This window comes from Velocimicrobium porci, from assembly GCF_009696045.1.
GTDB classification, from domain to species: domain Bacteria; phylum Bacillota; class Clostridia; order Lachnospirales; family Lachnospiraceae; genus Velocimicrobium; species Velocimicrobium porci.
Map to the genome: position 1 here is coordinate 42,202 of NZ_VUMT01000009.1, position 13,218 is coordinate 55,419.

Below are 13,218 nucleotides of genomic sequence, written 5' to 3' on the forward strand. Positions count from 1 at the left end.
GGATTATAAATTGAATGAAGAAAAATAAAGAGATAGTTCAAAAGTGTATGAACTGTCTTTTTTGATTACACAAAATACTATAAAGGAGACTTGACTATATAGGGAGGAATGTCGTTATGGCAGAAAACAATTTTTGGATTGATTTGGTTGCTACTCTAAAGAAAGCACAGAGTAAAAAGCAAATTAAATCAGATGCTAAAAATCTTGGAGATATTTATGTTCCGCTAATTGGAAAACTTAATAAATCTAAGACAAGAGCACAGTTAAAACAAGATTTAGCGTCATTGAATGGTACGGTAAATCTAACAGGAAAAGTTAATAAGAAAGGTATCGTCACATCGGTACAGCAAGCAACACAGCAGGCACAGACACAAGCTAACAAAGCACCGATTCAGGTAAGTATGAACTTGAAAAAGGATAAACTTATCAATGATATTAAGGTATTTGGTCAGCAGAATACAAAGTTATTCAAAGATGCTAACATGGCGGCAAAGTATAATTCATTACTTGATAATGCAAAATTAGCAACATCTAGTAGAGAAATCCAGAATTTAAGATTGCAGTTATCAGCAATGCGTTCAGAAATCAAAGCAACTAATTTGAGTGGATTAACGCTTGGAGATACTTTCAAGAAAACATTCAAACGTGCTACGGAATTATTTACAAGTACGGGTGGATTGATGTTACTCACTCGGCAAATGAGACAGGCTTGGACGGAAGCATTAAATCTTGATAAGGCATATACAGATTTAATTAAAGTGCAAAATGATTTATCAAGAGGTGACTATCCAGAATACTTAGAACGTTGTAATAAGAAAGCACAAGAGTTAGCAACTACGCAAAAATCATTGATTGAAGGTGCTACTGAGTTCTCTAAGTCTGGGTATGACTTGGACACAAGTAATAAACTTACTGAAAAATCTACAATTCTTGCAAACGTAGGAGAGATGTCAGCTTCGGATTCTGCAAAGGCTATTATCAGTGGAGTTCAGGCTTATGATACAGTAGATGGATATACAGATGTTGTTGATAAAGCGGATGCATTAATATCAAAATATAATGAAATTGGTAACACAGCTTCCATCACAACAGCAGAAATTGCTCAAGGTGTACAGTCAGTAGGTTCAGTATTTGCAGATGCAAACACAAGTGTAGATGAGTTCATAGCTTTATTGGCAGCCGGTAACAGACAGTATCAGGATGCAGATGCTTTAGCATTAGGACTTCGTACAGCAGCCCTTCGTATTAGGGGATGTAAAGTTGAACTTGAACAGATGGGCGAAGAAACAGATGGTGTTTACACATCAGCTTCAAAATTAGCCGAAAAGATTGAGGGATTAACAAACATCAATGGTAATGGTGGTGTAAAAATTCTTGAAGCAGATGGAGAAACTTTTAGAAGTATCTATGATATTTTCCTTGATATTTCAAAGGTATATAAGGATATGAGTGATACTGACCAAAGCGCACTTCTTGAACTAATTTCGGGCAAGCATAGAGCCAGTGCAATTTCAGCAACGCTTAATAATATGAGTGAAGCACAAGAAATTTATCAGCATAGTCTTGAAGCAAGCGGATCGGCTCAAAGAGAGTATGACAAGTATCTTGAATCAAGTGAGGCTTCTCTTAATCGTTTCAAGTCAAGCATGACAGAAACATACCAATCAGTAATTGATGGAGAAACAGTCAAAGGGTTATTGAATTGTGGCAATGCTACATTGCAGTTCGTAAATAGTCTTGGTTTGGTGGAATCTACTTTAAAAGGACTTGTTGTGATTGGTATTGTAAAAGCAATCACTACATTGTCAACAGCATTTGAAGCATCAGCAATTCAGGCATCTAATTTTGGTACAGCATTAAATACTGTAAAGAATATGTCTACAATGGCAAGAGGTACAACAGAGTACACAAACGCATTAAAGGCATTAAAAACAGTATCAGCAGGCTTATCAGACACACAGTTAAAACAGGTATTAGCAAGCAAGGCATTAAGTGATTCAGACCGTATTGCAATTTTGCGTACAACTGGATTAACGAAAGCACAGGCACAAGCTAAACTTGCACAGATGGGATTAACACAATCCACAAAAGCACAGACAACAGCAAATGTTTCAGCTACGGCAAGCACTTTTTCGCTTACGGCAGCGGTAAAAGGATTTGGTGTTAGTTTAAAAACGGCATTTATGAGCAATCCAGTAGGTATCTCAATTATGGCATTGAGTACGATTATTGGTGCAGTATCTTCTAAAGTATCTGAATACAATGAGAAACTTAGAGAGACTAGACAAGCTAATATGGATGCGGCTACATCAGCAAAAGAAAAAGCAGATTCATTAAGAGAATTATATGTAAAGTATGAAAATCTTAGTGATATCACAAACAAAACATCTTCTCAGGAAGAACAATTTAAACAAGTAGTAATTGATATTACAAAAGCATTAGGTGATAAGGCATCCGCATTAGAAGGTTTGACAGCGGGACAAAATGATTACACCGAGGCTTTAAAGGAAGCAACAAAAGCTGAATTGGAAAGCCAATATGCAACCGCAAAGATTGGGGCAAAGGCAGCAGAGGAAGAATTAAAAGATAAAACATATGATTCTTGGTCTGGAAGTCAGATTACTATTCAGCAGAACGAACAAATGACAGGTGTTAAAGAACATATGGCAGCCTTAGAAGCAGTTAAAGATATTTTAGCTGAATATGAGGACATGGGTACATATGGTATAGAATGGGAGCCTGTTAATTGGGATAGCAACAAAGATGATATGAATGCAGTAGTTGAATACTACAATACACTTATCGAAGCAAGGAACAAATTAGCAACTGCCGATAACGCAGATTTTCTTATGAGTTCCGACATTTACGAAGATATTAACAATACAATCAATGATTTATCAGAGAGCGTAGAGAAGTACACAGAACAGCAGTATAACGCATTAAAACTGAATTACGAATGGCAAAATGGAGTTCCTAGCACAGAAGAAGAATTTCATAAGATGGAAGAATCAATTCTTGATGCAAGCGGAGCAGGTCAGGAGTTTCAGGAAGTATTAAAAGGATATTTGGCAGAGGATTTTTCGACATTCTCAAATTCTATTAACAATATTGAAAATGGAATTGATGATGTAACAGAATCTACAAAAGCTATGACCGATAAAGTGTCAAATGCAAAAGATTCATTGGAAGATATTATTAAGCAATATCCAGAATTAGTTAAAATGGCAACAGTTGGCGAACTGGACGAGGATGTATTAACATCAACAGAACAATACGCAGATTTATTAGCAAAAGTAGGTCTTAATGCTGATAGTTCTAGTAGCGATATTAAAAAACTGGTAGAACAGATTCAAGCAGTAGCAGACGATAACATGATTGATAACTTGAAAAAGGTATCAGATGATTTTGAATCATTAGGGGACGATTATAATACCTTGATGAACAAGAAGGAAGCACTTTCTATTGGTGATTTAGATAAGGTTCAAAATGTATTTGGTGATTTGGATGTATTCGATGAGTGGGTAGCAAAAGTTACAGATTCAAAGGCTAGTACGGAAGAATTACAGAAAGCATTCAATGACTTGGCTACTGAATACTGTAATTCAAGTGAAAAAATGCAGTCTGTTTTAAAAAATGTGACAAATGAAACCAAAAATGCAACTATAGCCATGTTGAAACAGATGGGTGTTATAAATGCGGATGAAATTGTTACTGCGGCTTTAACAGCACAGCAATTATATTTAAAGTTAAATACGGAAGATTCAACAGAGTCTATTTATGAACAAATATCAGGGTTGTTAGAACATAGTAGTGCCTCTGATAATGCAAAAGCATCTCTATTTGATTTGGTGTTCGAGGAACAAATATTTTCCAACACCGATTTAGGAATAACTGACAAAATTGTGCAATTAGAACAATTGGGGTTGGCATTTGGAGTTACCGCCGATGCTGCACATTCTTCGGCAAGAGCAATGGACGCAATTAGATTCGCTGGAATGGCGGGCGGGAAAGAAGCCGCAGAAAAAACAAAAGAAGAAATGTACGAAGAAAATTCAGATTGGTATCGCAGCCAAATAGCCCAAAAGTATGCTAATCTTTCTGTAAATTTTAAACCAAATAATCCAAATAACAAAAAAGGTGGGAAAGGCGGTAATAAAGGTTCTGGTTCTAAACAAGAGTACAAAGAGACTGTTGACTGGGTAGAAAAAACAATTTCTCTCTTAACTGATAAAATTGCTTTATTGAACGCAAAACTTGATAACACGACAAGTTATAAAAATCAGATAAAATATATTAAAAAACTTGCAGATGCTCAAGAAAAGTTGATACAAGTTTACGACAAGGCTCAGTCCGCTAGAAGTAAAGCATATAATTCTGCTCTTAAAAAGCTCAGTAAATCAGACCGTAAAAAGGTTGAGTCTGGAGCTTATACAGTTGAAAATTTCAAATGGACGAAATCTTCTGATTCTAAAAAGATGGCTGAAAATGAAAAACGCTATCAAAATATAAATGAAGCTTTAGAAGCACGTGACGCTCTTGCAAAAGCAAAACAAGATTTGGTAAAGTCTAAATCGGAATTAAAAAAACTTGCATCTGATTTAGCTGATAAAACATGGGAAAAAGCAACAAAAGATTTAGAACGTTTTAATAACAAAATGGAACTATTAGAAAAGAAACTTTCTAATGCAAAATCTTATAAAACCAAAAATGATTTATTAGCTAAACAACTAGATTTAGAACAGAAAATCCTTTCCACGAAAGAAAAAGCTTTATCTACTGAATCAAAAGAACTAAAAAGTCTTGGAAATAAAATCAAAAAAGGGTCTAAAAAATTATCTTCTTCAAAAAAAGAAAAAATCCAAAAAAAATTAAATTCTAAAAAGAAATTTGATATTGAATCTCTGGGAGTCAAACCCACTTCTTCTTTGTATCAATATATGATTGAATATAATGCCTTCGTAGATAAAATCAAAGAAGAAACTGATAATTTAGCAGCGGATAAACAAGAAACAATTTCTTCTATTAATGAAAAAGCACAATCCATTGTTGATAACGTTTGGGATAACGCAATGGATAAGGTTGAATCGTTATCAAATAAGATGGAATCGCTAAACAAAGTTTTAGAGAATACGGATGGGTTAAAAGAACGGAACAAACTTCTTGAACAACAAATACAATTAAGTTACAAAATGATAGAAGCGTCTAAACAGAGTGTTCAAGATGAAAAAAAGAAACAAAAGCTCTATAAAAAGAATATTAAAAATGCTTACAAAAAATTATCATCAAAAGATAAAAAAATAATTGGTAAGTCAATTAAAGCTGGCAAAACAATCAATTTAAAAGATTTGTCTAGTGCTATTGATCCTAGCAGTAAGTTATATAAAAATATTATAAAATATAATGCTGCAACGGATAAGATTAAAGAAGGCAGACAAGCTTATCAAGACCAAAAACAAGAGAGTTTGAGTGCGATTACTCAAAAAACTCAAGAGAAATATAACAGCATCCAAAATTATTATGAAAAAAGGATAAATCATTCTCAAGGGAAAATAGATAAACTTCAAAGTTATATTGATCTTGCTGAAGCAAAAGGACAAGGAATTGGAAAAGCATTTTACGAGCGTTCCAAAGAATTACAAAAAAATGAAACAAATGCCTTGAAAAAGAAGAAAAAAGAGTTAGAAAATCAATTAAAAAATGATGTGAAAATAGGACGCATTAAAGTAAATTCCGATGAATGGTATGAAGCACTTGATGTAATTAATGAATGCGAAAAAGGTATTAATGAATCAAGAAAAGCTCAAGAAGAATTTAACAAGAGCGTTAAACAATTGGATTGGTCTAACTTCGACATGATGATTTCTAAGTTAGATGATATCACAAATGAATCTAATTTTCTGATTAATTTGATGTCTAATAAGAAATTGGTCGATAAAAATGGTTCGTTTACGAATGAAGGTATCACAGCACAAGCCCAACATGTAATGAATTATAATATATACATGAAAAAGGCTGATGAATTGGCATCTGAAATTGCAAAGATACCGACAGATACAACAAATAAAGATGATTTAGAACGTAGAAACGAACTTATTAAACTTCAACAAGATAGTATTTTATCCGCTGAATCAGAAAAGAAAGCAATTATAGATTTAGTTGACCAAGGAATTCAAGCAGAAATTAAGTCTATGTCAGATTTAATTTCAAAGAAAAAAGAAGCTTTAGATGCTGAAAAAGATTTACATAATTATCAAAAATCTATTGCGGAAAAGAATAAAAATATCGCAAAAATTCAAAAACAAATCAATGCTCTTTCTGGTGATGATTCTGATGAAAATAAAAAGAAATTGCGTGAACTGAAGGCAGAATTGGCAAAGGCACAAGACGATTTAAATGAAGCGGAATACAATCATTCGATTGATGAACAAAAAAAGGCTTTAGATAAATCTCTTGAAGATTTTACGGATTCTCGCAATAAATATTTAGAAGATTCCGAAAAGGTGTTTAATGATACAATTACAATGGTCAACAAAGAAACATCTATTGTCAGCAAAACAGTTTCTCAAACAGCAAAAAATGTTGGTTATACTGTTTCCACTACTATTTCAAATTCATGGAAGACTGCTGGAAATGCAGTTTCTACTTATTCTAATACTTTTACTTCTGCTACTTCTTCTGTTTTAGAGCAAATTAAGTTGCAAAAACAAGCATTAGAAGAATTAATTAAAAAGCAAGAAGAACTTGCCCAATCAACAGTTTCTAATGTGACAAAAGAAGAGAAAAAAGTAGAAAATATAAAACCTTCTAAGAATGCTACAAAAATTGACCAATTATTAAGCACTGCTAACGGTAAAAAAACAGAAAATATGTCTGAATTAAACAAGTACGTACATAAAAAATATGGTACTTATTTATCGAAACAGAACATGCTAGATTTGGCAAAACTTTTAGGGTTAAAGGGAATCACCGAAAAATCTATTGTTGGTAATTATAAACAAAAAGACCAAATATTAAAGGCTTTAAAAGGAGCTGGATTTGCAAATGGTGGAATTGCGGAAATAAATAAGGTAATAAAAGGGAATGGCGATGATGGTATCGTTACCATTAAGCCAGGAGAAACCATTCTAACTGAAGCATTCACAAAAGAATTGCCACAAGCGGTACAAATGATGGATAAATTTATTCATCTCCCACTTCCATCTCTCACTCCTATATCAAAGCAAGGGAATATATCTAATACCGTAGAAATCAATATTGGCAATATGCCTAATGTGATAGATACAAAGAGCTTTATTTCAGAATTGCAAAATAACAATAAGGTTCAAAAAGCAATTCAAAAAGTCGCTTTATCAGAATTGTCTGATGGAAACATTTACTCGGTCAATAAAATTCATTAAAAAAACGGAGGCTATTATTCGTCTCCGTTTTTAAAAAAGGGGTTTTTAAATGAGATTAAAACGAAAAATTGAATTATTGGAATATGAAAATAAACAACTACGAGAAGAAAACGAGCAATTATATGAAAAAATAGAATTATACTCTTCTTCTAAAAATGCAGATTTATGTAAAATATTAAAAGAGACGATTTATCAATATCGCGAAGTCATAAAAGAATTAAATCAATATAAGAAAGAGTATAAACAATTATTGGGAGAACTTAAACATATGCGAAAATATAAAAACAAATTATAAAACATTTTTTGTGATTGAAAGGAATTTATCTCATGAGGGTTTATGCAAGTCATTTTTTCTACAACGGTAAATCTTCAAAAGCTTATGGCTTGTGCTATCTATACAATCAATAATCAGCGCAGTATTATAATCCCTTTAAAGGAAATGTGCGGTATTGATATTGATGAAGTAGAAAAGACAACATACATTCTTATGGAGAAAGCAAAAGAATGTTCAGCTATGGTCGTAAAAGCATTTGCGGAATTGATTGATATATTAAAAGATAAGAACACACCAAAGATTAAAGATGGTGCATGGACTATTTACAAAGTAAATGGGTACTACATTGGCATACAGTATTTTAAGAGAAGCAAAGGAGATAAATAAAATGGCATATATAAGACGAGTAGCAGTTATTAATAACAAAATTATAGAAAATATTGACCAAAATATTACAATTGAAAAAAACGATGGTACTATCGTAAATAATGTTAAGATGGAAGTAGGTAATGGGTATAGTGTAAGTTTTATTAAAGATAATTCTAAACAATATAGCAAAAACATTGAATATATAAGTACTTTACATATAAAAAAAATTATTTTACAAGATGGTACTATTTTTACAAAACTGCATAAATACAACGAAGAATTAAAGAAAGATATTTATTATTTTGACTTAAAATATAAAGATATTTTGAATTATATGGGTAAAGATTATTGTAACGATGATATTATTGAAATAACTTACAAATGGTTTACTAAAAATGGTAACGTTATAAAAACTAACATTGGAAGAATCAGCAGCATAAGAAAATCTGATTTTGATTTAGATATTAGTCAAGAAGGATTTGGGGAAATAATACATCTTTCATCTAATAATTTAATTGAATAATGGATATGAAAGTTTAGGTGCTACTTGGTTATCTGGTAGTACCTTTTTATTTTAGAAAAAATTTTTATGAGATGGAGCGTGATTTATATAGAAAATACAGAACTGAAAGAGATTACAGAAACAAAGCATGAACATTTACAGATGCCATGGTGGAATAAGTTTACTTTTTCAGTACAAGAGGCATCTGAATATTTTGGATTTAGTGATAAGAAGATTAGAAAACTCATAGATGAGAATGAGGATGCTGACTTTATACTGTGGAATGGTTCAAGACCACGCATTAAACGCACATTATTTGAACAGTTTGTAAATGAAAAACTAACAGCTATATAGTAGCTGATTTGTTGAATATACAAGGAATTTCAATGGATTTTGAGGGTGAAGTATGGTATATTATTACTTATCATACTGAGGCTCTCTATGATGAAAGGAGAGATAACTATTGTCAGAAATAAGAAGAGACAATAAAAACCGTAAGTTATTAACTGGTGAGAGCCAAGACAAAGAGGGGAGATACCGTTATAAGTATAATGATGCATTTGGAAATAGAAAGTCTGTTTACAGTTGGAGATTGACAGAATCAGACCCATATCCAAAAGGCAAGCGTAGAGATATTTCCCTAAGAGAAAAAGAAAAAAACATTCAAAAATCATTAGATGACAGTGTTTCTCCGAATGGTGGAAACATGACAGTATTGGAGTTGGTACAAAAATACATCAATCAAAAAAGAGGTGTAAAACATAACACAAAAGCCAACTACAATTTTGTTATCAATGTCATCAAAAAGGAAGAATTTGGAGCAAAACGAATTGATACAATTAAATTGTCAGATGCAAAAGCGTGGTTGATAAAATTGCAAGATGATGGGAGAGGATATAGCTCTATTCATTCTATCAGAGGTGTAGTAAGACCGGCATTCCAATTAGCAGTAGATGATGATTTGATACATAAAAATCCGTTTGAGTTCCAATTAGCAACAGTAGTAGTGAATGATAGTGTTACCAGAGAAGCTATTACAAGGAAACAGGAAAGAGATTTCTTGAAGTTTATCAAAGAGGACAAGCATTTTTGTCAATATTACGATGCTATTTATATTCTGTTTAATACTGGACTGCGTATTTCTGAATTTGTAGGATTGACAATATCAGATATAGAGTTTGAAAATCATAGAATCAAAGTCGATCATCAATTACAGAGAAAACGCAACATGGAATATGTCATTGAAACACCTAAGACAGAAAAGGGTGCGAGATATGTTCCGATGAAAGATGATGTAGCAGAATGTTTCAAAAGAATCATCGAAAATAGGAAGAAACCTAAAGTAGAGCCTATGATTGATGGTTATGTTGGATTTTTATGTTTAGACAAAAATGAAATGCCTATGGTGGCTTTACATTGGGAGAAATACTTTCAGCATATCAGAGAGAAGTACAACAGTATCTATAAGATACAGATGCCTTGTATTACACCTCATGTATGCCGTCACACTTTCTGTAGTAAAATGGCTAAAGCTGGTATGAATCCTAAAACATTACAGTATATCATGGGGCATAGTGATATAGGTGTCACGCTCAATACATACACACATTTACAGTTTGATGATGCCTTAGAAGAAATAAAAGAATTGTCATTAAAAGAAGCGAAAAAGGTATGTAATGGGTAGTGGGCTAAAATATTTGAATTTAGGACAGAATTTAGCCCATTTGATGAAAAAGTTATGCAAAGTTATTCCAAATTATGCTAAAAAAGGTGTACAAACACACTATCACAGAAATACAACAAAACTGTTGAAAGTGCCGAAAATATAGTAAAATCAAGCATTTCAGGAGGTTTAATATATATGATAAAAATATTATTTATCTGCCACGGCAACATCTGTAGATCCCCGATGGCAGAATTTGTTTTAAAAGATATGGTAAAAAAATATGGCATTGCAGATCAGTTTGAAATTGCATCTGCTGCCACCAGTACAGAAGAAATATGGAATGGCGTGGGTAATCCGGTTTATCCACCTGCGAAAGCGGAATTAGAAAAGCATGGAATAAGCTGCGGGGGCAAAAGAGCTGTCCAGCTGCAAGCATCAGATTATGATTATTATGACTATCTTATCGGTATGGACAGAATGAATATTAAAAATATAGAGCGTATGACAGGACATAAAAGAGGAGATAAAATTAAGATGATGCTTGAGTATGCCGGTATAGGAGCAGAAGTTGCGGACCCATGGTATACACGTGATTTTAACGCAACTTACCAAGATATTACAATTGGTTGTAAAGCATTTTTAAACTATTTAAAAGAAAAAGGTGAAATCTTTATATAATATTAATATCTCTAAATTTTACCACAATATTTTACAACAATAGCATTTTTGTGCAAGAACAAAATTTTGTTAAGCACAATAATGCTATTTTTTTATAACGAATATTCAATGTATATGTACAAGAAAATGTTAAGATTAATCTATCAAGAAAGTAAAGAAATAAATACATAAATAATAAAAATCGGAGGGAAAGGAGGATATACAGTGAGATATTATGGAGAAGAGGCATTGGGACTGGTAGAAACATTAGGAATGGTTCCGGCACTCTATGCACTTGATCATATGTTAAAGGCAGCAGATGTGACTTTGGTTTCATACGAAAATATCGGTTCTACACTTGTAACTCTTATGGTAAAAGGAGATGTGGCAGCAGTAGAAGCAGCAGTAGAGGCGGGAGCCAAAGCAGCAGCTCAGATTGGAAAATTAACTGCACATAATGTAATGCCACGACCAATAAAAGGTGTAGGTGATATTGTGTCGGTGCATGATATTGATAAGTAGAATGAAATGAGAAAGGGATAGAACAAATGGGAATGAGTGAAGCATTAGGCTTAATAGAAACATTTGGTCTGGTATATGTACTTGAGGCAGCGGATGCGATGATTAAGGCAGCAGATGTTGATTTAGTTGGCTATGAGAATACCGCTTCTGGTTATATATCAGTTCTTGTTCGAGGCGATGTTGGTGCCTGCAAGGCAGCAGTAGAAGCGGGTGTAGCAGCAGTAAAGAAGTTAGGTGAAGATGGACTTTACAGTCATGTTGTAATTCCTAGTCCACATCGTGATTTGTCGAAAATTACAGCACTTTATTCTTTAGATGCCTTACTGGGCGAGAATGAAACAGTGTAAAAACGGAAGCTGTTTTAGGAAATATTTTTAAAATAAAAATATAAATCAAGAATACTCAAGTTGCAAAATTTTAGTTTAGGAGGACAGGGGGATAGAGATGAATATAATTGACAATGATCTTTTGTCTATCCAGGAGTCTAGGATTTTAGTTGAGGAGGCAGTTAGGGCACAAAAAGAACTTGCAAAATTTTCACAGAAACAGCTTGATGTTATTGTAGACCGCGTGTCAGAAGAGCTTGGTAAATATGCAAGAGAGTTGGCGGTTACATCATGTGAGGAAACAGAATATGGAAATGTCGAAGACAAATATTTGAAAAATCGTTTTGTATGTGAATATCTTCCAAAGAAGTTAAAGGACATGAAATGCGTTGGTGTGATAAGTGAAGATTTGCAAAAGAAGACAAAGGATATTGGTGTTCCGTTAGGTGTAATTGCTGCATTTCCGCCTGCAACAAGTCCTGTATCAACTACAATTTATAAAGTACTTTTAGCAATAAAATCGGGAAATGCAATCATCATTTCTCCTCATCCAAGGGCAAAAAATGTAACGATGCGGGTAGCCGAACTTATAAGGTCTACGGCAAGAAAGCATGGAATTCCAGAGGGAAGTATTTCTTATCTGCATACGACTTCTTTTGAGGGCGCAAAGGCATTGATGGAACATAAATTGGTTGACTTAATTATGATAACCGGTGTTCCTGATTTAAAAGAAGCAGCTTATCGCTGTGGAAAGCCAGTATTATATAGTGGTGCCGGGAATGGTCCGGTATTTATTGAACGGACTGCCGATATTGAAAAAGCAGTAAGAGATATTATTACGAGTAAGACGTTTGATAATGGAGTAGTAATGGCAGCAGAACAGGCGATTGTTGTTGATGGCTGTATCGAATCTTTAACTGTAAAGGAGTTAGAGCGGCAAGGTGCTTACTTTATGAATGATGAAGAAAGAACAAAACTTTTAAAAATACTTACATTGGAAAATGGATTAAAAAATCCGGAAATTGTAGGGAAAACAGCAAAAGTACTTGCTAAAATGGCAGGATTTTTTGTGCCGGAGTATACGAAGCTATTGATTGTGAGAAATGGTTATGTAAGTCAGGAAAAAGTATTTAATCAAACACTGCTTTGCCCGATTATTTCTTTTTATGTGGAGAAAAATTGGAGAGAAGCTTGTGAAAAATGTATCGAACTATTATTAGGTGAAAAAAGAGGTCATACACTTACCATTCATTCAAAAGATGAAGAAGTAATCGAACAGTTTTCACTGAAAAAACCAGTTGACCGAATTCTTGTAAATACACCTGCCACACTTGGAGGCATGGGAGCAACAACGAATTTGTTTCCATCAATGACATTGCTTGGAGGTGTATATGCTTACGGAATGAATACAGATAATATATCGCCTTTAAACTTAATTTATATTAGGAAAGTTTCCTATGGAGTAAGATAAGCGATAAAAATAAAAAGGATTGTGAGGTAAAAAA

Annotated in this window: 10 protein-coding genes; all 10 read left to right on the forward strand. The window is 33.3% G+C overall.

The genetic code is table 11. The annotated features are described in order from the left end of the window. Positions 1 to 116 precede the first annotated feature (116 nt). Positions 117 to 7,397, forward strand: coding sequence for a phage tail tape measure protein (locus FYJ58_RS07485; RefSeq protein ID WP_154519121.1), 7,281 nt, complete (start codon positions 117 to 119; stop codon positions 7,395 to 7,397). Positions 7,398 to 7,446: 49 nt separating this feature from the next. Continuing rightward, on the forward strand, positions 7,447 to 7,692 hold the full coding sequence (locus FYJ58_RS07490) for a hypothetical protein (protein WP_154519122.1): 246 nt from the start codon (positions 7,447 to 7,449) through the stop codon (positions 7,690 to 7,692). A 42-nt stretch (positions 7,693 to 7,734) separates the two neighbouring features. Next, complete coding sequence (locus FYJ58_RS07495; protein WP_154519123.1) at positions 7,735 to 8,058, forward strand: hypothetical protein; 324 nt, start codon at positions 7,735 to 7,737, stop codon at positions 8,056 to 8,058. Position 8,059: 1 nt separating this feature from the next. Then, complete coding sequence (locus FYJ58_RS07500; protein ID WP_154519124.1) at positions 8,060 to 8,563, forward strand: hypothetical protein; 504 nt, start codon at positions 8,060 to 8,062, stop codon at positions 8,561 to 8,563. A gap of 66 nt (positions 8,564 to 8,629) precedes the next feature. Further along, a complete protein-coding gene (locus FYJ58_RS07505) occupies positions 8,630 to 8,896 on the forward strand; it encodes an excisionase (protein WP_154519125.1) in 267 nt (88 codons plus the stop codon). 109 nt (positions 8,897 to 9,005) lie between these two features. Further along, on the forward strand, positions 9,006 to 10,226 hold the full coding sequence (locus FYJ58_RS07510) for a site-specific integrase (protein ID WP_154519126.1): 1,221 nt from the start codon (positions 9,006 to 9,008) through the stop codon (positions 10,224 to 10,226). A gap of 177 nt (positions 10,227 to 10,403) precedes the next feature. Further along, positions 10,404 to 10,886, forward strand: coding sequence for a low molecular weight protein-tyrosine-phosphatase (locus FYJ58_RS07515; protein WP_154519127.1), 483 nt, complete (start codon positions 10,404 to 10,406; stop codon positions 10,884 to 10,886). Between the two features lie 204 nt (positions 10,887 to 11,090). Continuing rightward, positions 11,091 to 11,387, forward strand: a complete 297-nt coding sequence (locus FYJ58_RS07520; protein WP_328597814.1) for a BMC domain-containing protein — start codon at positions 11,091 to 11,093, stop codon at positions 11,385 to 11,387. 32 nt (positions 11,388 to 11,419) lie between these two features. Then, on the forward strand, positions 11,420 to 11,734 hold the full coding sequence (locus FYJ58_RS07525; RefSeq protein ID WP_205839199.1) for a BMC domain-containing protein: 315 nt from the start codon (positions 11,420 to 11,422) through the stop codon (positions 11,732 to 11,734). A gap of 97 nt (positions 11,735 to 11,831) precedes the next feature. Continuing rightward, the gene (locus FYJ58_RS07530; protein WP_154519129.1) at positions 11,832 to 13,184 is read left to right on the forward strand and encodes an aldehyde dehydrogenase family protein; all 1,353 of its coding nucleotides are present in this window, start codon (positions 11,832 to 11,834) and stop codon (positions 13,182 to 13,184) included. The last annotated feature ends 34 nt before the right edge of the window (positions 13,185 to 13,218 follow it).

What these genes read in the sequence shown, in the direction of transcription:
- FYJ58_RS07490 (WP_154519122.1), top strand. Translation starts at nt 7,447, where the DNA reads ATGAGATTAAAACGAAAAATTGAATTATTGGAATATGAAAATAAACAA.
- FYJ58_RS07530 (WP_154519129.1), top strand. Translation starts at nt 11,832, where the DNA reads ATGAATATAATTGACAATGATCTTTTGTCTATCCAGGAGTCTAGGATT.
- FYJ58_RS07500 (WP_154519124.1), top strand. Translation starts at nt 8,060, where the DNA reads ATGGCATATATAAGACGAGTAGCAGTTATTAATAACAAAATTATAGAA.
- FYJ58_RS07505 (WP_154519125.1), top strand. Translation starts at nt 8,630, where the DNA reads ATGAGATGGAGCGTGATTTATATAGAAAATACAGAACTGAAAGAGATT.
- FYJ58_RS07485 (WP_154519121.1), top strand. Translation starts at nt 117, where the DNA reads ATGGCAGAAAACAATTTTTGGATTGATTTGGTTGCTACTCTAAAGAAA.
- FYJ58_RS07515 (WP_154519127.1), top strand. Translation starts at nt 10,404, where the DNA reads ATGATAAAAATATTATTTATCTGCCACGGCAACATCTGTAGATCCCCG.
- FYJ58_RS07525 (WP_205839199.1), top strand. Translation starts at nt 11,420, where the DNA reads ATGAGTGAAGCATTAGGCTTAATAGAAACATTTGGTCTGGTATATGTA.
- FYJ58_RS07495 (WP_154519123.1), top strand. Translation starts at nt 7,735, where the DNA reads ATGCAAGTCATTTTTTCTACAACGGTAAATCTTCAAAAGCTTATGGCT.